Source organism: Pseudomonas sp. C2.3V (genome assembly GCF_058536325.1).
Genome location: NZ_JBZUBN010000001.1, coordinates 1,496,528 through 1,522,797 on the forward strand (window position 1 = coordinate 1,496,528; position 26,270 = coordinate 1,522,797).

26 protein-coding genes are annotated in these 26,270 nt (G+C 55.8%); 15 read left to right on the forward strand and 11 right to left on the reverse strand.

Annotation, left to right across the window (positions count from 1 at the left end):
• The first annotated feature begins 55 nt into the window (after positions 1-55).
• Positions 56-658 (forward strand): DUF4823 domain-containing protein, encoded by a 603-nt coding sequence (locus AC4LF3_RS07045; protein WP_074827447.1) that lies wholly within the window; start codon positions 56-58, stop codon positions 656-658.
• 9 nt (positions 659-667) lie between these two features.
• Complete coding sequence (locus AC4LF3_RS07050) at positions 668-1,234, forward strand: DUF1285 domain-containing protein (RefSeq protein WP_313552016.1); 567 nt, start codon at positions 668-670, stop codon at positions 1,232-1,234.
• A gap of 33 nt (positions 1,235-1,267) precedes the next feature.
• Here the strand turns inward: AC4LF3_RS07050 and AC4LF3_RS07055 are convergent, their stop codons facing one another.
• On the reverse strand, positions 1,268-2,920 hold the full coding sequence (locus tag AC4LF3_RS07055) for an electron transfer flavoprotein-ubiquinone oxidoreductase (protein ID WP_491835002.1): 1,653 nt from the start codon (positions 2,918-2,920) through the stop codon (positions 1,268-1,270).
• Between the two features lie 440 nt (positions 2,921-3,360).
• Between AC4LF3_RS07055 and AC4LF3_RS07060 the strand changes: the two genes are divergently transcribed.
• The 7 genes from AC4LF3_RS07060 (at position 3,361) to AC4LF3_RS07090 (ending at position 8,980) form a co-directional block, all read left to right on the forward strand.
• A complete protein-coding gene (locus tag AC4LF3_RS07060; protein WP_491835003.1) occupies positions 3,361-4,110 on the forward strand; it encodes an electron transfer flavoprotein subunit beta/FixA family protein in 750 nt (249 codons plus the stop codon).
• A complete protein-coding gene (locus tag AC4LF3_RS07065; RefSeq protein ID WP_010797747.1) occupies positions 4,110-5,045 on the forward strand; it encodes an electron transfer flavoprotein subunit alpha/FixB family protein in 936 nt (311 codons plus the stop codon). The genes AC4LF3_RS07060 and AC4LF3_RS07065 overlap by 1 nt, the downstream gene beginning before the upstream one ends.
• Positions 5,046-5,191: 146 nt before the next feature.
• Entirely contained in the window at positions 5,192-5,548 is a 357-nt protein-coding gene (locus tag AC4LF3_RS07070) for a DUF4398 domain-containing protein (RefSeq protein WP_010797748.1), read from the forward strand.
• Positions 5,545-6,360, forward strand: coding sequence for an OmpA family protein (locus tag AC4LF3_RS07075; RefSeq protein WP_010797749.1), 816 nt, complete (start codon positions 5,545-5,547; stop codon positions 6,358-6,360). The genes AC4LF3_RS07070 and AC4LF3_RS07075 overlap by 4 nt, the downstream gene beginning before the upstream one ends.
• Positions 6,361-6,545: 185 nt before the next feature.
• A complete protein-coding gene (locus tag AC4LF3_RS07080) occupies positions 6,546-7,985 on the forward strand; it encodes an aminotransferase-like domain-containing protein (RefSeq protein ID WP_491835004.1) in 1,440 nt (479 codons plus the stop codon).
• A gap of 59 nt (positions 7,986-8,044) precedes the next feature.
• Entirely contained in the window at positions 8,045-8,401 is a 357-nt protein-coding gene (locus tag AC4LF3_RS07085; protein ID WP_289928926.1) for a hypothetical protein, read from the forward strand.
• A 9-nt stretch (positions 8,402-8,410) separates the two neighbouring features.
• Positions 8,411-8,980: a hypothetical protein gene (locus AC4LF3_RS07090; protein ID WP_491835005.1), complete on the forward strand. Its 570-nt coding sequence runs from the start codon at positions 8,411-8,413 to the stop codon at positions 8,978-8,980.
• Between the two features lie 17 nt (positions 8,981-8,997).
• On the opposite strand, the gene AC4LF3_RS07095 is transcribed toward AC4LF3_RS07090, so the two are convergent.
• Genes AC4LF3_RS07095 through eat form a run of 4 tightly spaced genes read right to left on the reverse strand, consistent with a single transcriptional unit; the run spans position 8,998 to position 12,813 of the window.
• Positions 8,998-9,165, reverse strand: coding sequence for a DUF2897 family protein (locus AC4LF3_RS07095; RefSeq protein ID WP_491835006.1), 168 nt, complete (start codon positions 9,163-9,165; stop codon positions 8,998-9,000).
• A 48-nt stretch (positions 9,166-9,213) separates the two neighbouring features.
• Positions 9,214-9,990, reverse strand: coding sequence for an ethanolamine ammonia-lyase subunit EutC (eutC, locus tag AC4LF3_RS07100; RefSeq protein WP_491835007.1), 777 nt, complete (start codon positions 9,988-9,990; stop codon positions 9,214-9,216).
• Complete coding sequence (locus AC4LF3_RS07105; protein ID WP_491835008.1) at positions 9,990-11,384, reverse strand: ethanolamine ammonia-lyase subunit EutB; 1,395 nt, start codon at positions 11,382-11,384, stop codon at positions 9,990-9,992. The genes eutC and AC4LF3_RS07105 overlap by 1 nt, the downstream gene beginning before the upstream one ends.
• Before the next feature lie 58 nt (positions 11,385-11,442).
• Positions 11,443-12,813, reverse strand: coding sequence for an ethanolamine permease (gene eat / locus AC4LF3_RS07110; protein WP_491835009.1), 1,371 nt, complete (start codon positions 12,811-12,813; stop codon positions 11,443-11,445).
• A 226-nt stretch (positions 12,814-13,039) separates the two neighbouring features.
• Here eat and pyrF point away from each other — a divergent pair, with 226 nt between their 5' ends.
• From pyrF to AC4LF3_RS07130, 4 genes are all read left to right on the forward strand, one after another.
• Positions 13,040-13,738, forward strand: coding sequence for an orotidine-5'-phosphate decarboxylase (gene pyrF, locus AC4LF3_RS07115; RefSeq protein ID WP_197873097.1), 699 nt, complete (start codon positions 13,040-13,042; stop codon positions 13,736-13,738).
• 126 nt (positions 13,739-13,864) lie between these two features.
• Positions 13,865-14,782: an AAA family ATPase gene (locus AC4LF3_RS07120; RefSeq protein ID WP_010797758.1), complete on the forward strand. Its 918-nt coding sequence runs from the start codon at positions 13,865-13,867 to the stop codon at positions 14,780-14,782.
• Positions 14,783-14,787: 5 nt separating this feature from the next.
• Positions 14,788-15,744, forward strand: coding sequence for a DUF58 domain-containing protein (locus AC4LF3_RS07125; RefSeq protein ID WP_491835010.1), 957 nt, complete (start codon positions 14,788-14,790; stop codon positions 15,742-15,744).
• A complete protein-coding gene (locus tag AC4LF3_RS07130; RefSeq protein ID WP_491835011.1) occupies positions 15,741-17,744 on the forward strand; it encodes a transglutaminase TgpA family protein in 2,004 nt (667 codons plus the stop codon). The genes AC4LF3_RS07125 and AC4LF3_RS07130 overlap by 4 nt, the downstream gene beginning before the upstream one ends.
• A 13-nt stretch (positions 17,745-17,757) precedes the next feature.
• Here AC4LF3_RS07130 and AC4LF3_RS07135 read toward each other — a convergent pair whose 3' ends face one another.
• The 3 genes from AC4LF3_RS07135 to AC4LF3_RS07145 form a co-directional block, all read right to left on the reverse strand.
• A complete protein-coding gene (locus tag AC4LF3_RS07135) occupies positions 17,758-17,967 on the reverse strand; it encodes a hypothetical protein (RefSeq protein WP_125888931.1) in 210 nt (69 codons plus the stop codon).
• Positions 17,968-18,062: 95 nt separating this feature from the next.
• Positions 18,063-19,526, reverse strand: a complete 1,464-nt coding sequence (locus tag AC4LF3_RS07140) for a methyl-accepting chemotaxis protein (RefSeq protein WP_010797762.1) — start codon at positions 19,524-19,526, stop codon at positions 18,063-18,065.
• A gap of 118 nt (positions 19,527-19,644) precedes the next feature.
• Entirely contained in the window at positions 19,645-20,469 is an 825-nt protein-coding gene (locus tag AC4LF3_RS07145; protein ID WP_010797763.1) for a TatD family hydrolase, read from the reverse strand.
• A gap of 174 nt (positions 20,470-20,643) precedes the next feature.
• Between AC4LF3_RS07145 and AC4LF3_RS07150 the strand changes: the two genes are divergently transcribed.
• Both AC4LF3_RS07150 and AC4LF3_RS07155 read left to right on the forward strand, forming a co-directional pair.
• Complete coding sequence (locus AC4LF3_RS07150; protein ID WP_491835012.1) at positions 20,644-22,065, forward strand: MltF family protein; 1,422 nt, start codon at positions 20,644-20,646, stop codon at positions 22,063-22,065.
• A gap of 182 nt (positions 22,066-22,247) precedes the next feature.
• Complete coding sequence (locus AC4LF3_RS07155; RefSeq protein ID WP_037030853.1) at positions 22,248-22,562, forward strand: hypothetical protein; 315 nt, start codon at positions 22,248-22,250, stop codon at positions 22,560-22,562.
• Here the strand turns inward: AC4LF3_RS07155 and greB are convergent.
• From greB to AC4LF3_RS07170, 3 genes are read right to left on the reverse strand one after another with little or no spacing between them, the layout of a single operon-like run.
• Complete coding sequence (gene greB / locus AC4LF3_RS07160) at positions 22,553-23,050, reverse strand: transcription elongation factor GreB (protein ID WP_491835013.1); 498 nt, start codon at positions 23,048-23,050, stop codon at positions 22,553-22,555. The genes AC4LF3_RS07155 and greB overlap by 10 nt on opposite strands.
• A gap of 25 nt (positions 23,051-23,075) precedes the next feature.
• A complete protein-coding gene (locus tag AC4LF3_RS07165) occupies positions 23,076-25,583 on the reverse strand; it encodes an ABC transporter permease (RefSeq protein WP_491835014.1) in 2,508 nt (835 codons plus the stop codon).
• Positions 25,584-26,264 (reverse strand): ABC transporter ATP-binding protein, encoded by a 681-nt coding sequence (locus tag AC4LF3_RS07170; protein WP_010797768.1) that lies wholly within the window; start codon positions 26,262-26,264, stop codon positions 25,584-25,586.
• Between the last annotated feature and the right edge of the window lie 6 nt (positions 26,265-26,270).

The following is a 26,270-nucleotide window of genomic DNA, read 5'->3' on the forward strand; positions in this document are numbered from 1 at the left end:
AAACTGCTAGACGCGTGTCAGCGCCGGTTTTTCGTCGCCGGTTCAGGAGAAAGAGATGCGTCGTTTCCTCGCCATTTGTGCGATTGTATTGTTGTCCGGTTGTATGAATGTCAGCGATATGGCTGCTGGTACTACTTATCACCTGCGGGATGCTGGGTTTCTCGACTACAGCCATACACAGCGATTGAACAACTTCCGGTTGCAGCCGGACTCTTATATCTATATCGCACAAGGCGCGTTCGTGCCGCCAGGGCATCCATATGCCAGGCCCAATGTCGTAGCGGAACAGGCCTTCAATGGTTTCGTGGAATATTTTCCACGGGTACGTCGTGCCAAAGGGCCCATTGGATTGGACGAAGCCATACTCGAGGCACGTAACCTGGGGGCTCACTATCTGCTGTATACCCGCTTTGCAGCCGCTGATGATGCCATTGGCAACTGGCAGGAGTGGGAAGATCAGGAAGCGTTGGATCGAGTAGGTCGGGACCGCAGTGTGGTTCAGGTCATGCTGATCGAAACGGCAACTTATTATCTGGTCGATACGGCCCGTATTCGCAGCCGGGGCGGTTTCCTGACATTTTACAATGAGAAACCCGAAGACCTGCTAGCGCCTCCGCTTGCGGAGTATGCTCAGCATCTGTTGGGTTTGACGCGATAAGGAGTGTTCATGAGTGAGTCGCATAAGGTTGATGACCTGATCGCCCAGTTACCGAGCGGGGAGGGTAAGGCATTGCCGCCGGTTCATTCATGGAATCCCCCCTTCTGCGGCGATATCGACATGCGTATCGCGCGCGATGGCACTTGGTTTTACCAAGGCTCTGCTATAAATCGACCTGCCATGGTCCGGCTGTTTTCAACCATCCTGCGTAAGGATGAGCAAGGCTATGTGTTAGTGACGCCTGTTGAGAAGGTAGGTATTCAGGTTGAGGATGCTCCCTTTGTGGCCATTGATTGTGATGTACAAGGTCAAAGGCAAAATCAGGTTTTGTGCTTTACAACCCAAGTAGGCGATACGGTGGAAGCCAATGCTGATCATCCCCTGCGCGTGGTCATTGATCCTAGTACGCAAGAGCCTTCGCCATACGTGCTTGTAAGGGATAGCCTCGAAGCCTTGATTCATCGCAATGTCTTCTATCGGCTCGTCGAATGTATGTCGCTGGAACATTATGAGGGGGCGATGTGGCAGGGCCTATGGAGTGGCGGGGCGTTTTTCCCGGTGGCTCGGCAGGACTGAAATAAGAAAGGGCTCCCTGGGGAGCCCTTTTTGTTACATGTTAGGGTAGTTGGGGCCGCCAGTGCCTTCTGGCGGTACCCAAGTGATGTTTTGGGAAGGATCCTTGATATCACATGTCTTACAATGCACACAGTTTTGGGCATTGATCTGGAAGCGTTTCTCGCCGTCTTCCTGCGTCACAACTTCGTATACACCAGCGGGGCAATAACGCTGCGCAGGCTCGTCGTAGAGCGGAAGATTGCGGTCGATCGGAATGGACGGGTCCTTGAGCTTCAGGTGAACAGGTTGGTCCTCTTCATGGTTAGTATTGGAGAGAAACACCGAAGACAGTTTGTCGAAGCTGATTTTGCCGTCAGGCTTGGGATAATCGATCCGTTTGGATTCAGACGCCTTTTTCAGGCAAGCGTAGTCGGGCGTTGTATCGTGCAGCGTAATGGGCAGCTTGCCGCCAAACAGGTTCTGCTCGATAAAGTTGAAGGCGTTGCCCTTTATTGCTCCATATTTATGGATGGCGGCGCCGAAGTTGCGGCTCTTGTAGAGTTCCTCGTATACCCAACTGTTCTTGAACGTATCCAGATAACAGGTCAGCTCATCGGCTTCACGCCCGGCTACCAGGGCTTCGGCAATGGCTTCAGCGGCCAGCATGCCGGTTTTCATCGCCGTGTGGCTGCCCTTGATCTTCGAGAAGTTGAGCGTACCGCCGTCACAACCGATCAATGCACCGCCTGGGAGCGTCAGTTTGGGAAGTGAGTTCAGGCCGCCCTTAGTAATGGCGCGAGCGCCATAAGATACACGTTTGCCGCCCTCCAGATATTGCTTGATTACCGGGTGATGCTTGTAGCGCTGAAATTCATCAAAGGGCGAGAGGTAAGGGTTGCTGTAGGACAGATCCACGATCAGGCCCACTACGACCTGGTTGTTTTCCAGGTGATAGAGGAATGAGCCACCCGGGTTATCATCATCTAGCGGCCAGCCTGCTGTATGCACAACGAGGCCCTGCTCATGCTTGGCAGGGTCGACATCCCAGATTTCCTTGATGCCTATCGCGTAGTGCTGCACATCGGCATGGGCGCCCAGGTTGAAACGCTGGCTTAATTGCTTGCCAATATGCCCACGGCTACCTTCGGCGAATAGCGTGTATTTGGCACGTAGTTCCATGCCGGGCGTATAGTAGCCTTCCTTGGGGTTTCCTTCTCGGTCTACGCCCAGGTCGCCGGTTACGATACCTCGCACGATGCCGTTCTCATCAATCAGGGCTTCCTGCGCAGCGAAGCCTGGATAGATTTCTACACCCAGTCCTTCAGCCTGCTGGGCTAGCCAGCGGCACAGGTTCCCTAGGGAAATGATGTAGTTGCCTTGGTTGTGCATGGTCTTGGGGACAAGAAAGTCAGGCAGCTTCCTGGCACGTTCGGCGTCCTTGAGCAGGTAGATATCGTCGCGCTTGACTGGCGTATTCAGCGGGGCATCCAGTTCCTTCCAGTTGGGGAACAGTTCATCGAGTGCGCGCGGCTCGAACACGGCGCCAGAGAGAATATGAGCACCGACCTCGGAGCCTTTCTCTACAACGCAGACGCTGATTTCCTGACCGGTCTCAGCCGCCTTTTGCTTCAATCGGCAGGCAGCGGAAAGGCCTGCCGGGCCGGCGCCGACAATAACAACGTCGAACTCCATAAATTCGCGTTCCACGGACAGTCTCCTCAAAGCATTGATGCTAGTTATATTTTGGCGGCTGTAATAAAGAAAAACATTATATAGGCGTCTTTCCAGAGGTCCAATACAAACGTTTGTTTGAATTTTCTCTCGGACTGGTACATTCTGCTTGTGCTGCCTCCAGAAGCGGCTAGGGTTATGTCGGGTAACTGCCTGTTTGCATTATGGCTTGGTTAAAAAAGCGTTCGGACGGCCTTTGCTAAAGGCAAGTACCCTTTAACTGTGATGCCTTTAGCCTATCGCATTTCCTTCTGGCAGCACGCCGACTTGCCTTGGAGCGTTGACCCTCTCGACTGATGCAGTCAACATACGGCGGTTAATGGTTATTTGTAAGCCGAGAGCCGTTATTTGGTCGATTCGATCGGCTAGGCCTGCCTGGCTACCGTATTTATTCACTACAGAATAATGAGGAACTCATGAAGGTTCTTGTAGCTGTAAAAAGAGTGGTGGACTACAACGTCAAGGTCCGTGTCAAACCCGATAGCTCCGGTGTTGACCTGGCCAACGTCAAGATGTCCATGAACCCCTTCTGTGAGATCGCCGTTGAAGAAGCGGTGCGCCTGAAGGAAAAAGGTATCGCTACCGAAATCGTGGCCGTGTCTGTAGGTCCGACTGCTGCACAGGAGCAATTGCGTACTGCGTTGGCTCTGGGAGCGGACCGTGCCGTTCTGGTCGAGACCAATGAAGAGTTGAGCTCGCTGGCGATTGCGAAGCTGCTCAAGGCGGTTGTCGACAAGGAACAACCCCAGCTGGTTATCATGGGCAAGCAGGCTATTGACAGTGATAACAACCAGACGGGTCAGATGCTGGGTGCACTGACCGGCTTTGCCCAAGGGACCTTCGCTTCCAAGGTCGAGCGTGATGGCGACGTATTGAACGTGACCCGCGAAATCGATGGAGGGCTGCAGACCGTTGCTCTGAACCTGCCTGCTATCGTGACCACTGACCTGCGCTTGAACGAGCCGCGTTATGCCTCGCTGCCAAACATCATGAAGGCCAAGAAAAAGCCACTGGATGTCTTAACGCCGGACGCTCTGGGTGTTAGCACGGCTTCGACTGTCAAGACGCTGAAGGTGGAAGCACCGGCTGGCCGTCAGGCAGGTATCAAGGTGAAGTCGGTTGCTGAACTGGTCGAAAAACTCAAGAACGAAGCGAAGGTGATCTGATGGCTATTCTGGTCATTGCCGAACACAGTAATGCTGCGCTCAATGGCGCAACGCTCAATACCGTGGCTGCAGCCAAAGCCATCGGTGGTGATATTCATGTTCTGATCGCCGGTCAGAGCTGCGGTGGTGCGGCTGAAGCTGCTGCCAAAGCCGAGGGCGTTTCCAAGGTGTTGGTTGCCGATAATGCTGCTTACGCCTACCAGTTGCCAGAAAACGTGGCGCCGTTGGTTGTTGAGCTGGTTAAAGGCAATGGGTACACCCACGTACTATCGCCAGCCGGTTCGAACGGCAAGAATTTCATGCCACGTATTGCTGCGCTACTAGACGTGGATCAGATTTCCGAGATCATTTCGGTAGAAAGTCCGGATACCTTCAAGCGGCCCATCTATGCCGGTAATGCGATTGCAACCGTGCAGTCATCCGCTCCGGTAAAAGTTATTACCGTGCGCGCTACTGGTTTTGATCCGGTTGCTGCCGAAGGTGGTTCTGCCGCTATCGAAGCGGTTTCTTCCGTACAGGATGCAGGTATTTCCCGCTTCGTGAACGAAGAATTGGCCACGACAGGTCGCCCGGACTTGGGCGCTGCGAAAGTGGTGGTATCGGGCGGTCGTGGTTTGCAGAACGGTGATAATTTCAAGATTCTGTACTCCCTGGCAGACAAGCTGGGTGCTGCCGTAGGCGCTTCTCGCGCAGCGGTGGACGCAGGCTTCGTACCCAATGACATGCAGGTTGGTCAAACAGGCAAGATCGTTGCGCCGCAGTTGTACATTGCGGTAGGCATCTCCGGTGCGATTCAGCACCTGGCTGGTATGAAAGACTCGAAAGTCATTGTGGCCATCAACAAGGATGAAGAGGCGCCAATCTTCCAGGTGGCTGATTATGGACTGGTAGGTGACCTGTTCGAGTTAATCCCTGAGCTTGAAAAGTCGATATAAGCAATAACCTCCTAAAAACCCGTTCGATCGAGCGGGTTTTTTATTGGGTAGATTTTTGTTGACGGACAAATGCCTTTCAACATGACAAAATTCTGGTTTTAGGCAGCGTCATAGAGCTGTCGCCTGACTCTGCAGGAAACCAGATAGTGAAAAAATCTTATTGTTGGGCAGCTTCTGTTTTGGCCCTGTTGCTTGCCGGGTGCGCCAACGATCCCGCACCATCCGAGCAAATGAAACTGACCACCCAGGCATTCGACCAAGCCCATGACATTGGGGCGGATGACTCCATTCCTGAATACAGCCTCGCCAACGACAAGCTTGAACGGGCCCGAAAAGCCATGCGGGTTGAAGATTACAAAAAAGCTCGTGTATTGGCGGAACAGGCTGAACTCGACGCTCGCCTGGCCGAGGCCAAGGTGCTCAATAACAAGAGCCAGACACATGTGGATGAACTCAACAAGCAGATCGCCCGATTACAAAAGCGTTTGGAGAGTACGCCATGATACGTTCGGTACTGTCGGTGGCTGGACTTGCGCTGGCGTTTTCAATGATCACAGGGTGTACGAGCAGCAGCACCATTACTCGGCAGGCGTTACAGGACGCCAAATCCAGGTATGCCACGGTCAAGACTGATTCCGACGTGCTGCGTAGCGCACCCAAGGATGTAAAAAGAGCCGAGGAAACCCTGGACAAGGCGGAGCAGCTGGCTGGCTATTGGGGAAGCAGCAAAGATGTACGCCACTTTGCCTACCTGAGCCAACGCTACAGCGATATCGCCCGAGAGCATGCAAGCCTTCGCTTGAGCCAGGACAAGGCGACCCAATTACAACTGCAGATCGAACGCCTGCAATTGCAGTTGCGGGAAAAAGAACTCCGTTCTGCACGAGAGCGTAACGTATGGCTTACCGATCAGCTGTTTAACCTGGGTACGACTCAGACAGAGCGCGGTCTCGTCATGACGCTGGGCGATGTGTTGTTTGCTCCGGGACGATCACAACTCAATCCAACGGCTAATGAAACGGTTCTCAAGCTTGCCCAGTTTCTTCAAATCAACCCCAAGCGGGAGATCCGAATCGAAGGCTACACGGATAACTCCGGTGATGAGGATCGCAATCTTTCCCTCTCCAAACAGCGTGCCCATGCCGTCGCCAGGGCCTTGAGTGCATTAGGTGTAGAGGCAGGCCGCCTTCAGGTCATTGGATATGGCGAGGATTATCCGGTGACATCCAACGGGACGGCCGAGGGCCGCGCCAAAAATCGCCGAGTCGAAGTGGTGTTTTCTGACGAAAACGGTAATTTCATACCGGCACGTTGAGCGTAAACGGCAGGTTTAAACGGCCCGCCTGTCGCGCTCATGCTTAAAAGCGGCATCCCTTGTTTCATTGCCGACTGATTATCCGTTAGCACTGGCTGTATTGTCCTAAATTTACCAAGCTGTACCGGTGCAATCTGGTAAGACGATGCTACTGTTTCGGTTCAGTGACCAAGGGAATGCGTGCCATGACGAATCTGTTGCTCTATCAACGTATCGCTCATCAGTTGGCTGAAGATATTCGCCGGGGTGTCTACCAACCGGGCGAGCGCGTTCCCTCTGTTCGCAAGATGAGTCAGCAGTTGGGCGTCAGTCACGCAAGTGTTTTACAAGCTTATGCCACACTGGAAGACCAAGGGCTTATCCGGGCTCGTCCCCAGTCAGGGTTTTACGTACACCAGACGCCTGCCTTGACAGCGCCTACACCTGAAATCGGCAGGGTAGAGCGGCCAACCCTGGTCACTCGCGGTGACATTATCAATCAAGTGCTTCTGGAGTCCCGACGAGATGACGTGGTTCCTTTCGGGGCTGCCATTCCTAATGTGGATTTTCTACCTATCCGGGCCCTGCATCAGCAGATCAGCAAGGTGACGCGCTTTCACAGTCAGCGTGCGTTCAGCTATATGTACAGCCCGGGTTACGAGCCCTTGCGCCGCCAGGTTGCGATCCGTATGCGGGATGCCGGGGTCTCGGTAGCGCCTTCTGAGGTTGTTATTACCCATGGCTGTGTGGATGCCTTGCAGATGTCCCTGCGTGTGCTGACCAAACCAGGTGATCTGATCGCTACCGAATCGCCTACCTATTACGGCTTGCTGCAATTGGCTGATGTGCTAGGTCTCAAGGTGGTCGAGATTCCCTGTGACCCACAGACCGGTCTAAGCGTAGAGGCATTGCAGCTGGCCGCGCGGCAGTGGCCTGTAAAGGCGCTGGTCATGACCTCCCGGCTGAGCAATCCCCTAGGCAGTACAATGCCTGAGGCGCGTCAAAAGCAGCTGCTAAGGCTTGCCAATGAGCGAGACTTCATGATCATTGAGGACGATATCTACGGTGAATTGTTCTATGAGGTCGGTGCGACGAAGGCGTTGAAAGCCCATGATCGGAACGGCAGGGTGGTCTATTGTTCAAGTTTTTCCAAGACGATCTCACCTGGTGTGCGTATCGGTTGGGTCATTGCCAATCAATACCAGCCGGACATTCAGCGCTTACAGACCTTTACCACCCACTCTGCCTGTAGTCTCACGCAAATGGGTGTAGCGGCTTATCTTGAAAATGGCGGGTATGACCGTCATCTACGCTCCATCAGGCAGGAATACCGCAAGAATATGACGGCGTGGCAGCTAGCCGTTCAACAGTACTTCCCTGAGGGAACCCAAATGAGCCGACCTATCGGCGGCTTCATTCTATGGGTGAGCCTTCCAGCCAGGGTCAATACGAAGGATCTCCACCTCCGAGCGTTGCAGGAGGGCATCAGCATTGCGCCAGGCATTATTTTCAGCAATACGGATCAATTCAACAATTGTATTCGGCTCAATTGCGGGATGGCGTGGAATCGACAAACCGAGCGCGCTTTGATGACGATTGGAATACTGGCCAATCAGCTCTGCCAAGAGGCTCAGGTAGCTGCTTAACGGTGTGAACTCGTTCGCCATTTTGTGAGTCTGTTTACATTAGGCGTGAAGAGGTAAAGGTGTCGATGGGCTCGACCGAGGCCGCAAGCTGGCTGCCGATGATTGGAGTGCTAGGCAATGTACCGCTGGTGCTTGTTTGGCTGACAGGGCTGCTGGTGGCTTGCCTGAAATGGCGAACGCACCGCAAGGCGAGCCTGTTATGCCTGTTGAGTATGGTCATCCTGCTTGTCTGGCTTGCAGCCTATAGCGTGCTTACGCTGGCATTGCCCGTTTTACTGCCGCTCTGGCAGATCCCATTGGCGCCAGGGTGGGCGTATGCGTTACTCAACGCCGTCGGCAACCTAGTCACCGCAGTGTGCTATGCGCTATTGCTGTGGGCCATCTTCACAGGAAGGAGTTCACGACGTTCTGCCTGAGGCTTTCTTATGGGGACTCTACGTTGGATGGTGAGTGGTCATAAGCTGTGCTGGCTGGCGCTGGTGTTGATACTCGGTGGGTGTGATAAGCCGGAAAAGGAACCGCCCAAAAAGCCAGCCGAACCGCAGGCGGCCTCTGTAGAGCAGACCGCGCCAAAACCAGTATCGCCAACAGCTTCCCATGCCAAGCCAGTACCGGACACTTCGGCCCGGCAGGAACCCATCCTCACCTCCCGTGTCCCTGAAAGCTTTGATGAGGAGCCTGTGCCGGCTCCTCAGCCGGACAAAAAGCCTGAGCTGGTTATTGAAAAACCAAAGCCCAAACCGGTGCCCAAGACTGTAAAACAGAAGCTTCCCGAACCGGAGGAGCCACTCAAGGTTGACCTGAGTATTCCCAAAGAACTTATCGAGAGCGCAGTGCCTGTTACAGCAGAGCAAAAGGAGCCGACGGGCATGCTTCCTCCGCTGTTCGACAAGCATGAGGAGGATGATCGATTCAACCTGAGCGGTCGAATACTAAATCGCGAACGCTCAGATGATTTCGAAGGTGCTGAGTTGCAGTTTGAGTTCAGGCGCTAAGTCACAACTTAGGATACCTAGCGATTCCGGGCATCTTTGGTGTCCATCTCCGCGTTTCGCTGACGGATCCGCTGACGCTGCTCATCGGTGAGCTCTACCTTGTTGGCCGAGCTGCGAAGCATCAACAGGCTACCTACAATCGAGCCCACCGCAATAATCAAGAAAAGCCAGGCATACCAGGGCATGGTGCAGTCCTCCGTGCAAATGAAACAGTCTATGCTGCTTAGACCCGCCTAGGCAGTAGGAGTGCTTTTAAGCAAGGGTAAAACGCTATCGTCTTTCAAGTTGACCCCGGTCAATTTTAGCTTTAAGGCCTGCTTGAGCAGGTAGTCGAGTTTATGAACCGCCAAGCGGTACGGGAGCCCCTCGGGTCGTACATTGGAAATACAGTTACGCTCGCTATCCATACGTCCGCGGCGGGGCTGGTAGGTAACGTATAATCCGAGGCTGTCAGGTGATGTAAGACCAGGTCGCTCTCCGATCATCACGATTACCAGCTGGGCATTGAGCCGCTCTCCAATCTCGTCACCCAAGGCCACGCGGGCTTGCTCGGCAATGACCACGGGTATTTGGGACCAGTCGGTATCGAAACGCTCCTTTAGTAGCTCAAGTATGGGAACTGCATGGCTACTGGCCGCAAAGGACGACAGCCCGTCGGCAATGACGATAGCGATGTCCGGGGCAGGCGCTTCAGCCATTAACTGCTCACGGCTGGCGATATCCAGCATTCGGCCATGATCCGGGCGTAATAGATACTGCTGCCGATCCGCAGCCTGGCTGTGTACATGAATCGTGCGAAAACCTTTTGACTGGAGTTGCTCGCTCAGCATATGGACATCCAGCGGATGGTGTACGGCATCTCTTGCCTGCGCATGAGCCAGGCCGAATCGGAGTACTTCCGCCGTGGGAAGGCTTGAGCCAACACGGCCCAATGCTATACGTGCCGACGTATGGGTGCGCAGTTCGTCCCAGGGGTTTGTCTGGACCAGCGTAGGTTTGGCGGTCGTCATCATGCGGCTCCCGGCAGGTGGGGCAGGGCACGTAGCAGCTGGTGCTCGCGGTTGATGTCTCGTAGCTGTCCGGAGGGCTCTGTAATGGACATGCGGGTCAGCCAGGCTTCAAATTCGGGGGCACGCCTTAAATCCAGTACGCTGCGCAGATAAAGTCCATCATGAAAGGAAGTGCTCTGGTAGTTGAGCATAATGTCGTCAGCGCCTGGAATGCCCATGATGTAGGTCAACCCGGCGACGCCCAAAAGCGTCATGAGTGTGTCCATGTCATCCTGATCCGCTTCGGCATGGTTGGTGTAGCACACGTCGCAGCCCATCGGGACGCCCAGCAGCTTGGCGCAGAAATGGTCTTCAAGGCCGGCCCGGATGATCTGCTTTCCATCGTAGAGGTACTCGGGACCGATAAAGCCAACCACCGTATTGGTCAGCAGCGGTTTGAACGTCCGCGCGACCGCGTAAGCACGTGCTTCGCAGGTCTGCTGGTCAACACCATGGTGTGCGCTGGCGGAGAGGGCACTGCCTTGACCTGTCTCGAAATACATGACGTTATCGCCCAGCGTGCCCCGCTTGAGTGAACGGGCTGCATCATGCGCTTCCTGTAACAGGCTCAGCGTTACACCAAAGCTATCGTTGGTCTTTTGCGTGCCGGCAATGGATTGAAAAACCAGATCAACCGGGGCGCCTTTTTCGATCGCCTTGATTTGGGTGGTGACGTGGGTCAGTACACACGTCTGCATGGGAATATCAAAGTGCTGACGCAGCTCATCCATCATCTCCCACAGCGGCGTCAACGTTGAAAGCGAGTCACTGGCCGGATTGATACCGACAACGGCATCGCCTGCACCGTAGAGCAAGCCGTCCAGCATGCTGGCCGCAATGCCTTGCAAATCGTCAGTAGGGTGATTGGGCTGCAGGCGCACCGAAAGATGGCCGGGCAAGCCTATCGTATTGCGGAAGCGGGTTATGACCTGGCATTTTTTGGCTACCAGGATCAGATCCTGATTGCGCATCAGTTTGCTGACAGCGGCGGCCATTTCAGGCGTGATGCCTGGCGAGACCGCTGTCAGGGTTTTGCTGTCCGTACTGTCGAGCAGGAGCCAATCACGAAAATCGCCTACGGTGAGATGACTGATAGGGGCAAATGCAAACGCGTCGTGACTGTCGATGATCAGGCGTGTTACGTCGTCCTGCTCGTAGGGAATCAAGGCCTCCTCAAGAAAGCGTTTGAGCGGGACATCCGCCAACGCGATCTTTGCAGCCATACGCTCCTCTGCCGAGCCGGCCGCAAGCCCGGCCAGTTCGTCACCCGAGCGCGCCGGACTGGCCTTGGCCAGAAGTGTCTTGAGGTCTTCGAAGCGATAGGCCTGATGGCCGATGATGGTCTGGTAGATCATACACACTCCGGTTCTGTGACTGTCTCAGAGGGCCATCCGAGGACAAGTGCTATCAGGCTTATATGGCGTTGACCTTCAGCAGGCTATCCGCGGGCGCCTGGGCACGCTGGCGTGCGGTAAAAAGAAAGTAGACGAAGCCGACGCCCATGAAGGTTAGAAAGACGAGGCCTATGACTGGGTTGAACCATGCCATGGCGACCAGGCAGACCAGTGCAATGGCCAATGCCAACGCGGGTACGAAAGGGTAGCCGGGCGCACGGTAACTGCGCGGCAGGTTAGGTTCGGTGCGGCGCAGCCTGAACAGGCTCAGCATACTCATGATGTACATGACGATGGCACCAAATACCGACATGGTAATCATGGCGGCAGTTAACGACATGCCTTGGAGATTGATGAGCCCGTCGCTATAGATAGCCGCAACGCCCACGACCCCACCTGCAATGATGGCGCGATGGGGCGTCTGGAAGCGTGACAGTTTGGCGAGCCCGACGGGCAGGTAGCCTGCTCGCGCCAAGGCAAAGAACTGGCGGGAGTATCCCAGAATGATTCCGTGGAAGCTGGCTACCAGACCAAACAGGCCGATCCATACGAGCATGTGTAGCCAACCGGAATTTTCGCCTACCACCATCTTCATGGCCTGCGGTAAGGGATCATTGATGTTGGAAAGCGTACGCCAGTCTCCAGCGCCGCCTGCGAAAAGCATGACGCCAATGGCCAGTACTACCAGTGTCAGAATGCCCGTCGTGTAGGCTTTGGGAATGGTGCGCTTGGGATCCTTGGCTTCTTCGGCCGCCATTGCAGCGCCTTCGATGGCAAGAAAGAACCAGATTGCGAAAGGGATGGCAGCGAAAATTCCAGTAATGGCGGGCATACCAAAGGTATCCGAGCCTGCCCAGCCATTAAGAGCAAAATTGCTGAAGCTGAAACCGGGTGCTACTACGCCCATGAAGACCAGCAGCTCCAGAACGGCCAGTACGGTCACGACCAGCTCAAAGGTGGCTGCCAGCTTTACGCCCAGAATATTGAGTGTCATGAACGTGATGTAGGCGCCTACGGCTGCAAGTTTGGGATCAAGCGCAGGGTACTGAACATTCAGGTAGGCACCGATGGCCATGGCGATGGCAGGCGGTGCAAAGACAAACTCGATCAGCGTGGCAAGGCCGGCAATCAGACCGCCTTTCTCGCCAAAGGCACGGCTGCTGTAGGCAAAAGGGCCTCCTGCATGGGGAATGGCTGTGGTGAGTTCGGTAAAGCTGAAAATAAATGCGGTATACATGGCGGCGATAATAAGCGCCGTTACCAAAAAGCCGAGCGTTCCGGCTACGCCCCAGCCGTAACTCCAGCCGAAATACTCCCCCGAAATGACCAGGCCTACAGCGATACCCCAGAGATGCAAGGTGCCCAAGGCGGGTTTTAATTGTGTAGTCATCTTGTCTTCTCACCGAGTGGGTTCACGGGTAACCATTGCAGCGAGCATGCCAGCCTGTTATTGGCTTTTTGGCGGCTTTCTAACACCATAGCTGCCCAAACGTAGGGCGCCAGCCAAAAAGTGACTCTTTGTTTTGGTGCATGGGTGTAGCAGACAAGCAATCCTTTTGCCGGGAAATGGCTTTCTGCGACAATAGGGCTTCCCTGGATTCATATGTGAGAGTGCCATGCCTGCTTGCCAGACACCGATTATTGTCGCCCTGGATTTTCCTACTGCCGAGGGCGCCCTGGCGTTGGCGGATCAACTCGATCCGGCGCAGTGCCGCGTCAAAGTGGGCAAAGAGCTGTTTACTTCCCACGGCAGACCTGTCATCGAAGCGCTGCATGCCAAGGGCTTCGAGGTCTTTCTGGATCTCAAATTTCATGACATTCCCAATACCACAGCCATGGCCGTCAAGGCTGCTGCCGAGCAGGGCGTCTGGATGGTGAACGTCCATTGCTCGGGCGGTTTGCGTATGATGACAGCCTGCCGGGAGACGCTCGACACCCTTTCCGGTCCCAAGCCACTGCTTATTGGCGTGACGGTGCTGACCAGCATGGAGCGCGAAGACCTGGCAGGTATCGGTCTGGACATCGACCCCAAGGAGCAGGTCCTGCGTCTGGCCGGATTGGCTGAGCGCGCTGGCATGGACGGGCTGGTATGTTCGGCTCAGGAAGCCTCTTCGCTCAAGGCTGCTCACCCCAGCCTGCAGCTGGTCACTCCGGGTATTCGCCCGGCAGGCAGTGCGTTGGATGATCAGCGTCGTATTCTTACGCCTCGTGAGGCGCTGGAGGCCGGATCCGATTATCTGGTGATCGGCCGCCCCATCAGTCGCGCCAGTGATCCTGCTGCGGCATTGACGGCTATCCTGGCTGATCTACGCTGAAATCAGGAGATGCTCGCATGGCTCGCTCTAGCATGAGCGTTGCCTGCGAGCGTCACAAAAGATTTCAAGCCCTGTTCTTCGCTTGTACGGTTCAAGTAGCATCGGGCTGTTCAAAAGGAGAACGTAATGCACGCGCAACTGGAAACCTGTCTCCAAGCAGTCGACAGGGTCCTGCTCGGCAAGGACAAGCAAGTCCGCCTGGCCATGACCTGCCTGCTCGCCAAAGGTCACTTACTGATTGAAGACTTGCCCGGTATGGGCAAGACCACGCTGAGCCATGCCCTGGCCAAGGTGCTTGGCCTTTCGTTTCAACGTATTCAGTTCACCTCCGATCTGTTGCCTGGCGACATTCTGGGTACCTCTGTCTTTGACAAGGACACCGGGCAGTTCGTCTTTCACCAAGGCCCGGTTTTTACCGAGTTGCTATTGGCCGACGAAATAAACCGGGCAACGCCAAAAAGCCAGAGTGCACTACTGGAGGCGATGGAGGAGGGGCAGGTCACTATTGAGGGTGCGACTCGCCCACTACCGGAGCCGTTCTTTGTCATCGCGACCCAGAACCCTGTTTCTCAGGGGGGAACGTTTGCATTGCCCGAGTCCCAGCTGGATCGCTTTTTGATGCGGCTTTCGCTGGGCTATCCAGGCCGCGCAGCCGAGCGAGCATTGCTGTTGGGTGGATCGGGTAGAGACCAGCTTCCCAGGCTGGAGCCCCTGCTGGATCATCGGCAGCTGGCTGCTATCCAGAACGAAGTGCCCAATATCCATGCCAGCGATGCGGTGGTGGACTATGTGCTGCGTCTGGTCGAAGCAACCCGTACGCAACCTAACTTTGCCCTGGGTCTCTCACCAAGAGGCAGTCTGGCGCTGCTGGGTGCCGCCCGCGCCTGGGCGCTGTTGGACGGTCGTGACTATGTAATTCCTGAGGATGTTCAGGTTGTCTTGCCTGCCGTAGCCGGACATCGTCTGCGGGATCAGGCTGATCCTGCCGGTCATGGGGGCGGGGCGCTGGTCCAATGGCTGCTCCGTGAAGTCCCGGCACTCTGACGCTTATGAAGGCAGGTTCTTTCCGTCGTCAGTGGAGCGCCTGGCTCGATCGACGCATACCCGCTGCGCCATCCATGGTATTGCACCAGAAGCGCATTTTTATCCTTCCCACCCGCCAGGGCACAGCGTTTGGCGTTGCGTTGATTTTGATGCTGCTTGCAGCCATCAACTACCAGAACAGCTTGGCGTACGGCCTGACGTTTCTGCTGTTTTCGGTTGGGATCGTCACCATCCTGCATACCTATCGAAATCTGGCGGGACTGCGGTTGACGGCAGCTGGGTCAGCGCCAGCGTTCGTCGACGAGCCCGTGCGGTTTCGGGTGCGTCTGGACGATGAAGGGCGCGCCCATCAGGCCATTGCAATCGGGTGGGGTAAGGACACGCTTCAATACACCGATGTCGAGGCAGATAGCGCCAGTGAGTTGGACCTCTTCCTGACACCCGTGAGGCGGGGATGGTTGAGGCCCGGCAGGCTGCGGGTAGAAAGCCGATTTCCGCTGGGGCTGATAGTGGCATGGAGCTGGCTTGATCTGGAGCAGAAAGCCTTGATCTACCCAAAACCGATACCGGGTGATTTGCTGTTGCCGGCGGGTCTTGACGCAGACGCTGACGAAGGTGCCCGCACTCAAGGGCAGGGTGCTGATGATTTTCTGGGGCTCAGACCTTACCAACCAGGGGACTCACGTCGCCGGCTGGACTGGAAAGCGTACTCGCGTGGACAGGGCCTATTGGTCCGGGATTTCGCCATGCTGATAGGCAGTGATTTATGGCTCGACTTTTCTGTATTGGACGGAGATGTCGAAGCACGACTATCCCAACTGTGCCACTGGGTTCTGGTTTGCTCCGCTAAGCAGCAACGGTTTGGGCTGCGCTTACCAGGAACCGTGCTGGGCCCTGATACCGGTGAGGCACATCAGTCGGCATCGCTCAAGGCACTGGCTCTGTTCGGACAGCCCTCATGACAGCCGCTCAACCTATTCCCCGTATCGCACTGACCTGGTTGCTGGTTGCCCAGGCATTAGTCATTGCGCCCCACTTGTTCCATCTGCCGTTCTGGATCGTCGGGCTGTGGCTGGGGTGCGCGTTCTGGCGTGTTCAGCAGTTTAGGATGAGGGCTCGGGCGCCTACCCGGATTGAAAAGGCCGGCTTGCTGATTGTAGCTGCCGCTAGTGTCTGGTTCGCCCAGGGTACGGTGATCGGGCTGGACGGCGGAACCGCGCTGCTCATCTCAATGTTTGTGCTCAAGCTGGTCGAAATGAACACAAGGCGGGATGCCTTGGTAGTGATCTTTCTGGGCTTTTTTGCGGTTGTCATTGCTTACCTGTTTGATGACAGCTTTCTTGCCGCTTTGTATAGCCTGTTGCCCATCTCTACGCTGCTGGCGGCGCTCATTGGCCTCCAACAGAGCGGCATGGCGCATCGGCCATGGCCTACCTACAGGCTGGCCGGAAGTCTGGTGCTTCAGGCACTGCCACTCATGCTCGTGTTGTTTCTCTTTTTTCCACGCATGGGACCGTTGTGGTCAATGCCACAATCGGGTGACAAGGCCGTAACGGGGCTTTCGGACAATATCGCTCCCGGCGAGATTGCCGAACTTTCCCAATCTGCCGAGCGGGCATTTCGAGTCAGCTTCGAAGGGACGCCTCCGCTACGCAATACGCTTTACTGGAGAGCAGTAACTTTCGAGCGCTTCGATGGCCAGCGCTGGTCGGTCAGCCAGGAAACTGCCTACAGCATTGCCCCACAATGGCAACCGGCTGGCGTTGCTATTCACTATACAGTGATTATGGAGCCAAGCCAGAAGCCTTGGCTGTTTGCGCTAGACGTGCCGCAAACCAATCAGAGTGACGTCAGGCTGGTCGGAGATTTCCACCTGCAACGCCGAAGACCCGTTGATACGCCTTTGATGTACGAAGCGACATCATGGCCGCAGGTGATACGCGAGGAAGCTATAAATCCGGCCAACTCACGGCGCGCACTGCAACTACCTACCAACAACGACCTGCAAGCGCGTGCCTGGATTAAAGATCTGCAGCAGCGCTATCCCGAGCCTCAGGCATTGGCAGAGGCGATACTGCGCTATTTTCGTGAGGAGCCTTTTATTTACACCCTCAAACCGCCAGTCGGGGGGACGAATGCTATCGATGCCTTTCTCTTTGAGCATCGTCGTGGCTTTTGCGCCCATTATGCTGGTGCGATGACATTTCTCCTGCGTGTCGCCGGTATCCCTGCACGTATGGTGGCGGGTTATCAGGGAGGAGAATACAACCAGGCAGGTAATTACTTGACGGTCCATCAATTTGATGCACACGCCTGGGTAGAGTACTGGGTTTCCGGAAAAGGCTGGGTAAGCGCCGACCCTACGGCCCAAGTCGCGCCCGAGCGGGTAGAGCGTGGCCTTGAGGATGCGTTGTCAAGTGCACGAGGTGAAGGTGCTTTTCTAGAGTCGTCACCCTTCTCACCGATGCGCTATCGACAACTCGCCTGGCTTAACGAAGCCCGGATGGCGTGGGACAGGCTCAACTATGGCTGGCAACGCTGGGTTCTAAATTATCAGGCTGAGACGCAAGGCGACCTGCTGCGGAATTGGTTTGCCAAGGTCGATAGTGCCACGTTTGTTGCGACGCTTGTTGGCGGTGGGGGATTGTTGATGGGGCTATTGGCGGTATGGCTGCTCAAACCCTGGAAACAGGCAACTGACCCACAAACACGGCTATTCAATCAGTTCGAGCGAGTGGTAAGGCGCTACGGACTGACTCGTGAGAAAGCTGAAACCGTCCGTCATTTCATGCAGCGTACTATTCAACGACTCCCTCACCAGCAAGGCGAAATTGAAGCGTTCTGCCTGACCTTCGAACGTCAGCGCTACAGCCGCGAAACTGTGGATGAACATCTTCTTAAAGCGCAGCTAAAGGCTTTGAAAAACGCTCTAAGAACATCAAAAAGCACTGATCAGGCCTAGAGAGAGCGCTCGATCAGCTGACGAAAAGCGAGTGGGACTTCTTGCTCGGCTCGTGAAACTGGATCGCCATTGCCGCTACGATACCTACGACGCCCACTGCAACACTGGTAAGACTATGGCACAGCAGGCCGCTGGTAACAGTCAGCGCAGACAGGCTGACAAGCGGGACCGACAGCATCAGTGCCGTATCGCGTGAGGAGGCCCGATTCATCATATGGCGCATGATTGCACTCCTGTTAATTGATACACTTACTGTAAGGGCTTTGATAATGTGGTCGCGAATCGTTCCTCACTATCAAAGCCATAGATTGCTTGTGCTTAAAGCTTGAGCTGTTGGATGGCCCTGTTCAGGTCGCCCGCCAATGCGGCCAGCTCCTGACTGGTTGCCGATGCATCGGATGTCTGCCGTACGGTATGCTCGGTAACGTCTCGTATACCGACCACTGAGCGGCTCATTTCCTCTGCTACGTGAGACTGCTGCTCGGCGGCAACCGCAATCTGCGTGTTGCTGTCGCGCATCTGCGCCACGGCTCCAGCAATCGCCGCCAAGGCCTGTCCGGCTTCGGCAGCTTCTTCAACACATCCATCTGCTTTGATCGAACTTTCGTTCATGAATTCAACCGCATCGCGCGTTCCTGCCTGAAGCGTTGCAATCATCTGAGTGATTTCGTTGGTTGAATCCTGTACACGCTGTGCCAGATTACGGACCTCGTCAGCCACGACGGCAAACCCGCGACCCATTTCGCCCGCGCGAGCTGCTTCAATGGCGGCATTGAGTGCCAGCAGGTTTGTCTGTTCGGCAATACCATGAATGACGCTGACGACGCTGCTGATTTTCTGGCTGTTGTCAGCCAGATGCTGGATCATTTCAGCCGTCTGCTGAACGCCCTGGGAAAGTCCGGAGATCGACTGGCTGACGCGCTCGACTACGGTCTGTCCGGCACCGGCTAAACGATCGGCTTCCTTGGATTGATCCCGAGTGTCGGCGGTGTGCTGGGCGATGTGATGGACCGTTGCAGACATTTCATTGATGGCTGTTGCCGTCTGGTCCGTTTCGCTCTGCTGATTCAACATGCCGCGCTGTACTTCCCGCATCGTGCTGGCCAGACGTGCTGCGCCCTCATCCAGTCGAGTGGCGGTCTCGGTCACCGTCATGACAATACGTTGATAGCCCCCCTGCATTGCATTGAACGCGTTGGCCATCTGGCCGACTTCGTCACGGCTGTTGAGCGGTACTCGTGCTGACAGGTCACCGCTGCGCTCTACGTGCAGCATGACATCCTTGAGTGTATGCAGGTTGGTCAGAATGAAACGGATCAGAAGCTGAGAGGCGCACAGTAGTGCCAGCATTAGCACGAAAACGGCCACACCGTATTCGAAGGCGCGATGCATGAAGACCTCGCCAAAGCTCACCCGCTCCACTGTTATGGCAAACGGCTGACCATCGGAGGTCTGGGCAACCCAGGCTCCTGCCAGCGCTTCGCTGCGCTCCAGTTCCACCCAGTCCCGCTTTCCACTCAGCGAGACTGCATCGACTCCAAGGCGCGCTAGCGCAGCGGTGTCGTTGAGTTTCACCGCTGTGTCTGTAACCGGGAATTGAGCAGCCGCTAACGTCGATAGATGACTGGCTTCCAGTCTGGCAGCGTTCTGACCGGCATCAAGGCGGGCATTCTGCTCAAGATGCATGGCAAACAAGACCAGTAACAACGTCGTAAAGAAAGCAACGGCGTTGACGGCCCAGAATTTGTACTTCAGGGAAATGTCTCGAATCCAACCACTCATGGAATGTTGTGTCCGTAACGGGAGTTTTTCCAGCATCGAGCCGGAACAAAATGTCGAAGCGGTCTACAGAGGCGACCGCTTCTTTCCACTCAGGTTAACGGCACAATAAAGAGCAGCTTTAGGTCGGATCTTCAAAACTCGCTTCAATCACCGGCAGGTTGAAAAACTGCCGGGCTGTGACTGTGGTATGTGCGGCGAGGGCCTGAGGCGACTCGTGACGATGGCGAGCCACTTCATGCAGTACTTCAGTCAGGAATGCTGGTTCGTTATGCCCACTCTTGGGTTTGGGGCGTAGCGTGCGCGGTAGCAGATAAGGCGCGTCGCTTTCCAGCATCAGGCGGCCCATGGGAATGTCATTCATCAGCGGATGAAGGTGTGTACCGCGACGCTCGTCACAAATCCAGCCGGTAATACCGATGTGCAGGTCCAGATCCAAGTATTGATAGAGGGCCTGTTTTTCGCCGGTAAAGCAGTGCACGACAGCCGCGGGAAGCTTGTCGCGAAAATCGCGTATAATGGCCAGCAGACGTTCGCTGGCGTCTCGTTCATGCAGGAAGACCGGAAGTTGTAGTTCAACGGCTATGGCCAGTTGTTCTTCAAGCGCTTTCTCTTGCACGGAGCGGGGAGCAATGTCGCGGTTGAAGTCCAGCCCGCATTCTCCAAGAGCACGTACTTTCTGCTCTTTTGCCAGCGCCTTGAGGCTGTTACCTGTCGTGGCGGTCCAGCTTGCTGCTTCGTGTGGATGAATGCCGGCTGTTGTAAACAGCGTGTTCGAGTCATCCAGCGTGCGGCAAAGTTCGAGCGCAGCCTCGCTTTCAGCAAGGCTTGTGCCGGTCAGTACCATTTGAACGACACCCGCTGTGCGCGCTCGCTCAATAACGGCTTCGGCTTCTCGCGCCAGGCTGGGATGAGTCAGATTGACGCCGATGTCGATCAGTTGCATGAGAAATACCTAATAAACGGTGGCCAGCTGAGTATCAGTCTGTCCATTTAATAAAAAAGTCGATCATGAACAGGATTATGTCGGTGTTCATGGGTAGTTCGGCTTCCATTGCCTCCTGGAAAGGGAGGGCGTCGTTGCGCCTTGTCTTGCGCTTGGCCAACCATGGAGAACCGGATGGCGCGTCATCTTATTGTTGTGTGTTGTCTGCTGTTGTTGTCACCTTTTCCTGCCCAGGCACGGGTCGGAAGTACAGAGCACTGGAAGCAGGAGAAGACCGTACGTGACCTGTCTGCGATTCGAACTGCAGGCGTGCTGCGTGTCCTGGTCAATCAGAACCGTAACAGCTCCGGCGAACTGGACGGCAAGCCCATCGGCATAGAGTACCGTCGTCTTGATGCCTTCGAGCAGTATCTCAACGCCAAGGGCAAAAAGGCTCAGCCGCTCAAGGTTGTTTTCATCCCAAAGCCTAAAGAGGAATTACTGGCTGCGCTAGAGCGGGGTGAGGGTGATATTGCTGCTCCGGGTGAGCTGTTTTCGGGGCCTATCGGGACCAAGATCGTACGCAGCCATCCACTGATGACCAATACGCCACTTGTAGTCGTCAGCCGATCAGGGCAGCGTCGCTATACTCGTCTGGATCAGCTGTCTGGTCGCCAGCTCACTCTGCCAGCCGGTAGCGCAGCCGAACCCGCGTTGCGCGAGCTGAATGCGCAACTGGCTAAGCGTAAGCTCAAGCCCATCGAGCTTGAGCGGGTTGACTCCAGCCTGGGTGTTGAGGATGTGCTGGAAATGGTTTCCGCTGGAATCTTCTCCCTTACGGTCGTTGAACAGCCTATTGCAGACCGCTGGGCCAAGGTCTTGCCCAAGCTTCATGTAGAGCGGCGGCTAGTAGTGGCCAAGCAGCAGGATATAACTTGGTTTGTCCGGCGCGATACCCCTGAACTGCGTAAAGCGGTGAATGGCTTTCTTGCTGGACATCGTATGCCGACCGGCAGCGATGTGGCGTTTCAAAAGGCCTACAAAGGCAGTTCCAAGGTCCGGAATCCGTTAGGTGCAGACGATCACCAGCGGCTTACCGAAGTTCGTCCGGTCCTGAAGCGATACGCGAACACTTACAATCTGGATTGGCTAACCCTGGCGGCTATGGCTTACAAGGAATCAGGTCTGGATGGCGCTGCCAAAGGTAGCGGTGGCGCAACAGGGCTGATGCAAATTACACCATCGGCGGCCCGAAGCGTTGGGGTCAAGAATATTCGCACGGTTGACGGCAATGTGCAGGCTGCTGCTCGCTACATGGCAAAGCTGCGCCGCCAATTCTTTTCAAGCCGCACGCTGGATGAGCGTGAGCGTCGGGCTTTTGTTCTCGCAGCTTACAACCTGGGACCAGAGAGGGTTCAGCGGCTGCGGACCGAAGCGAAGCGACAGGGGCTTAACCCTAACAAGTGGTTCTTTCAGGTCGAGCGAATTGCCTCTGAAAAATATGGGATGGGCGTCGTCAATTACGTCAGCAGCGTCAATAAATACTATCTGGCGTATGCCCGCGAGCGTGACCGGCTGGAAGAGGGCAAGCGCAGTATCCGTATTACCAGTCGTTAATCCGGTTGGCAAACCGCCGTGCTTGACAGCATGAGTACCGCTTGCCTAGGATTCGAATGCGCCGATTTAAACAGCAACTTGCGGGGCGCGAGTCTATCGAGACTCAAAAAATACCGCTAAAGCGCTGGCCGGTGATTGCCTCACCGCTGACCAGCGGGACTTATGAGGCGGATACCATCACCATGACCATTTCCCACTGCCAATTGCGCCTGACCCCCATTACTCACGGATCGCTCAGCTCGCATCCTTCCATTTTGCTTGGCGGGCTGCATCAGCCCACACTGCTCCGGTATCTGGAAGGCTGGCCAAGGCGTTGGCCTGCTTCTCGCTCCTTCCAGATCCGTTTTGCCCAGCAACCGCAGGAGTTGAGCCAATTTGCCAAGGACATGTTTGACTTCGCCGTCATCGAAGCGCCTTCCAGGGACCAGGCGGCTGCGGTCGTGCATGAATTGACACGGATCGCCCGGCAAGGCGTGATTACCCGGCGTCAGGGGTAATCAATTTCTACGATGTACCAGCGCTTCTCGCCGGTTGGTGTCTGCACGGTAATTTCCGCATCCAGCGGTTTACCGACCATGGCACGAGCCAGCGGGGCGTCGATGCTGATCTGGTTGAGTTTTATGTCGAACTCATCCGGTCCTACGATTCGATAGCGAGCCTGTTCACCCTCGTCATCTTCCAGGGTTACCCAGGCGCCAAAATACACCTTGTTGGGATCTGCCGGCCGCTCGCTGATAACCTTGAGATTCTCCAATCGCTTACGCAAAAAACGTACACGGCTATCGATTTCACGCAGCATTTTCTTGCCATAGGTGTACTCGGCATTCTCTGAACGATCACCCTGGGCCGCCGCTTCGCTCACGGACTGCGTAACTTGTGGTCGACGGACATTCCAGAGCTCATGCAGTTCGGCGCGCAGGCGCGCTTCGCCTTCGAGCGTAATCAAAGGGGTGCCTGCACTACGAGGCGGTCGGTATCGACTCATACATCCATTCCATATAAAAACCTGATTAACCTTCCCGCAGAATGCGTAGCGGACTGACCGTCAATGCCCGTCTCGTTCCCAAAAGACCGGCTGCAGCAATCATTGCTGCGCCTATCAGGGGAAGCAGCAAAAGCCATGGGTGTGGTTGCCATGGCATATCGAACACAAGGCGATACAGCAAAGCTGTAATGATCTCACACCCTAATGCTGCCAAAAGTCCACTGGTTGCGCCAAGCAAGGCAAATTCAACCCGGCGGGTGCGTATCAGGAGTCGTCGCTCTGATCCCAGTGCCCGCAAAAGTGCACCCTGGCGTATGCGCTCATCCAGTGTGGATTGAAGACCGGCAAACAAGACCGTCATTCCAGCGGCCAATACAAAGAGCAAGACGAATTCTACCGCAATGGTCACCTGGCCCAGGATGCTGCGTAGTTGCGCAAGGATCGCATCGATAGGCAATAACGTTGCGGCTGGAAACTGACGTGCCAACTCAACCATGGCCCGGTCATGGCCAGGCGGAATGTAAAAGCTGGTGAGATAGGTGACGGGAACATTGGTAAACGTTCCCGTCTGAAAGATCATGAAGAAATTGGGCTGAAAGTTATTCCAGTCCACGGTTCGCAGACTACTCACCTGCGCCTCTATGATCTTGCCGGCAATATTGAAGCTGAGATGATCGCCTATCCCTACTTTGAGGCTCTTGGCCAGTTCTGCCTCTACGGATACGCCCGGCAGATCACGTGTTGGTGGTGTAACGTCCCACCACCGTCCGGCAGTGATGACATTGCCTGAGGGCAGCGTGTCAGCCCAGGTAAGACTAAGGTCGCGACGCGTGGCGCGGTCTCCGCGTGACTCACTTTCTACGACCTCGCTGGCAGGCTCGCCATTGATCAACACCAAACGACCCTGCACGATGGGATATAACGGTTTCGGATTGGGCGACAGCTGGCTGATCTGTGCCGCAAAGGCGTCCTTCTCGGCAGGCAGGATATTGAGTGCAAAATAATTGGGGGAGTCCGCTGGCAGCTGGTCCTGCCAGCGGTCCAGTATTTCTCCGCGCAACAAGGCGATAAGCGCCATCGCCAACAAAATCAGCCCAAATGCCAGGGCCTGTCCGGCAGCAGCGACTGGATGACGAAGCAATTGGCCCAGCCCCAAACGCCAGGCAAGCGGTGCCGAGGCTAGCATGCGGCGTAATCCTTTCAAGCCCAGCAGCATTAGTCCGCCAAGCACTACTGTGGCAGCCAGTCCGCCACCTAGCAGTGCCAGGGTTAGCCTGAGGTCCAGCGATAACCGCCACATGATCAGCCCTAAGGCCAGCAGGGCAGTACCATAGACGATCCAGCTTCTAGGAGGAACAGGAAGAAGGTCGCTGCGCAGAACGCGTAGGGGCGGGACTCGGCCAAGTGCAGCCAGGGGCGGCAACGCGAAACCAGCAAGCGCGATCAGGCCCGTCCCCATACCCGCAAGTGCTGGGAATAGTCCTGCACTGGGGATTGTTGCGGGCAGCAACCCTGCCATCAGGTGGAAGAGCAGAAATTGGGCAAGCCAGCCCAGTACAGAGCCCAGTACGCTGGCCAGCAACCCAAGCATGGCCAGCTGCAGGCTATACAGAATCAAGGCTTCCCGGCGCGACAGCCCAAGGCAGCGGAGTAGGGCGCTCGCGTCGAAGCGCCTGACTGCGAAGCGATTGGCCGACATGGCCACGGCCACGCCAGCCAACAACACGGCGGCGAGGCTCGCTAATCCCAGGTAGCGTTGAGCTCGGTCCAGGGCGCTGCCGAGTTGACGATTACCGTCGCGTGGGTCCTCAATTCGCTGATTGACATCGAGACTACGTTCGAGGGCTGCCCGGTAACGCTCCAGCTGATCGGCCTCACCACTCCAGAGGTCTCGGTAGCGAACCCGGCTGCCCGGCTGGATGACCTCGGTGGCCGGCAGGTCTGCACTGTTCATCAGGACACGCGGCGTCAAACTGTAAAAGTCACCAGCGCGATCGGGTTCGTAGGTCAGGATGCGAGAAATACGTAGTGTTTTACGACCAACATCGATCGTGTCACCTATCTTCAGTTCAAGTGCTGGTAACAGGCGAGCCTCGACCCAGGCCTCCCCAGGATCTGGAAGGCCTCCAACTGTTTCCTGACCTTGGGGAGTGAGCGTGCTCTTGAGCTTTCCCCTGAGCGGATAGGAGCCGCTGACGGCTTTGACGCTGGACAGTTGAATGGCCTGTTCACCGGCAATGACGCTGGAAAACTCTATGGTTTGAGCATGTTTCAGCCCTTGGGCAAGGCCGGCATCGATCTGCTCTTGATGAGCTGCCGAGGTACCTCGCAGTGCCAGGTCACCGCCTAGAAACTCCGTGGCCCTCAACACCATGGCTTCGTTCAGGCGAGCCGTGAAATAACCGATCGCACAGCTTGAGGCAACCGCAATCACCAGTGCAAAGAAGAGCACTCGCAGCTCTCCGGCTCGAACTTCTCGCATAAGCTGCCGGCTGGCTTGACGCAATAATCGGAAGAAGGGGAGGCGAGTCATTCAGGCCTCCAATGTGACTAGGCGGCCGCTTTCCAGACGTATCAGACGATTGCATCGCTGCGCGAGTCGCTCATCATGGGTCACCAGCACCAGGGTGGTTCCAAGCTCTGTGTTCAGTTCGAATAACAGGTCGCTAATACGGGCGCCAGTAGTAGTATCCAAGTTCCCGGTAGGCTCGTCGGCAAACAACACCTTGGGGTTAGCAGCGAACGCCCGTGCGATGGCGACTCGTTGCTGCTCGCCTCCAGAAAGCTGGCGTGGATAATGACTCAGGCGATGCCCCAGATTGACTCGTTCCAGAAGAGACTCGGCGCGATCACGCGCATTTTTGTAACCTTCAAGCTCCATGGGGAGCATGACATTTTCTAAAGCGGTCAGGCTGTCGAGCAGTTGAAATGACTGAAAAACGAATCCGACATGCTCGGCACGTATTCGCGCACGCTCATCCTCTGACAATGCGGCCAGAGCATGTCCCGCCAGAACAACATCCCCCTCACTCGGCTGATCTAACCCGGCCAACAGGCCTAGCAGAGTGGATTTGCCGGAGCCTGAGCTGCCTACGATGGCCAGGCTGTCGCCCTTTGCCAATTCAAGGTCGAGGCCATGAAGGATAGTGAGTTCACCTTCCGCGCTGGGTACAACCTTGCTAAGGTTCTGGGCAACTAGAATGCTGGCGCTCATGAGGAT

What these genes read in the sequence shown, in the direction of transcription:
- AC4LF3_RS07135 (WP_125888931.1), bottom strand. Translation starts at nt 17,967, where the DNA reads ATGCGCCATATGATGAATCGGGCCTCCTCACGCGATACGGCACTGATG.
- eutC (WP_491835007.1), bottom strand. Translation starts at nt 9,990, where the DNA reads ATGACGACCGCCAAACCTACGCTGGTCCAGACAAACCCCTGGGACGAA.
- AC4LF3_RS07045 (WP_074827447.1), top strand. Translation starts at nt 56, where the DNA reads ATGCGTCGTTTCCTCGCCATTTGTGCGATTGTATTGTTGTCCGGTTGT.
- AC4LF3_RS07095 (WP_491835006.1), bottom strand. Translation starts at nt 9,165, where the DNA reads ATGCCCTGGTATGCCTGGCTTTTCTTGATTATTGCGGTGGGCTCGATT.
- AC4LF3_RS07150 (WP_491835012.1), top strand. Translation starts at nt 20,644, where the DNA reads ATGGCGCGTCATCTTATTGTTGTGTGTTGTCTGCTGTTGTTGTCACCT.
- AC4LF3_RS07145 (WP_010797763.1), bottom strand. Translation starts at nt 20,469, where the DNA reads ATGCAACTGATCGACATCGGCGTCAATCTGACTCATCCCAGCCTGGCG.
- AC4LF3_RS07065 (WP_010797747.1), top strand. Translation starts at nt 4,110, where the DNA reads ATGGCTATTCTGGTCATTGCCGAACACAGTAATGCTGCGCTCAATGGC.
- AC4LF3_RS07130 (WP_491835011.1), top strand. Translation starts at nt 15,741, where the DNA reads ATGACAGCCGCTCAACCTATTCCCCGTATCGCACTGACCTGGTTGCTG.
- AC4LF3_RS07105 (WP_491835008.1), bottom strand. Translation starts at nt 11,384, where the DNA reads ATGATCTACCAGACCATCATCGGCCATCAGGCCTATCGCTTCGAAGAC.
- AC4LF3_RS07125 (WP_491835010.1), top strand. Translation starts at nt 14,788, where the DNA reads ATGAAGGCAGGTTCTTTCCGTCGTCAGTGGAGCGCCTGGCTCGATCGA.
- AC4LF3_RS07090 (WP_491835005.1), top strand. Translation starts at nt 8,411, where the DNA reads ATGGGGACTCTACGTTGGATGGTGAGTGGTCATAAGCTGTGCTGGCTG.
- AC4LF3_RS07060 (WP_491835003.1), top strand. Translation starts at nt 3,361, where the DNA reads ATGAAGGTTCTTGTAGCTGTAAAAAGAGTGGTGGACTACAACGTCAAG.
- eat (WP_491835009.1), bottom strand. Translation starts at nt 12,813, where the DNA reads ATGACTACACAATTAAAACCCGCCTTGGGCACCTTGCATCTCTGGGGT.
- greB (WP_491835013.1), bottom strand. Translation starts at nt 23,050, where the DNA reads ATGAGTCGATACCGACCGCCTCGTAGTGCAGGCACCCCTTTGATTACG.
- AC4LF3_RS07155 (WP_037030853.1), top strand. Translation starts at nt 22,248, where the DNA reads ATGACCATTTCCCACTGCCAATTGCGCCTGACCCCCATTACTCACGGA.
- AC4LF3_RS07075 (WP_010797749.1), top strand. Translation starts at nt 5,545, where the DNA reads ATGATACGTTCGGTACTGTCGGTGGCTGGACTTGCGCTGGCGTTTTCA.
- AC4LF3_RS07050 (WP_313552016.1), top strand. Translation starts at nt 668, where the DNA reads ATGAGTGAGTCGCATAAGGTTGATGACCTGATCGCCCAGTTACCGAGC.
- AC4LF3_RS07170 (WP_010797768.1), bottom strand. Translation starts at nt 26,264, where the DNA reads ATGAGCGCCAGCATTCTAGTTGCCCAGAACCTTAGCAAGGTTGTACCC.
- AC4LF3_RS07080 (WP_491835004.1), top strand. Translation starts at nt 6,546, where the DNA reads ATGACGAATCTGTTGCTCTATCAACGTATCGCTCATCAGTTGGCTGAA.
- AC4LF3_RS07165 (WP_491835014.1), bottom strand. Translation starts at nt 25,583, where the DNA reads ATGACTCGCCTCCCCTTCTTCCGATTATTGCGTCAAGCCAGCCGGCAG.
- AC4LF3_RS07120 (WP_010797758.1), top strand. Translation starts at nt 13,865, where the DNA reads ATGCACGCGCAACTGGAAACCTGTCTCCAAGCAGTCGACAGGGTCCTG.
- AC4LF3_RS07140 (WP_010797762.1), bottom strand. Translation starts at nt 19,526, where the DNA reads ATGAGTGGTTGGATTCGAGACATTTCCCTGAAGTACAAATTCTGGGCC.
- pyrF (WP_197873097.1), top strand. Translation starts at nt 13,040, where the DNA reads ATGCCTGCTTGCCAGACACCGATTATTGTCGCCCTGGATTTTCCTACT.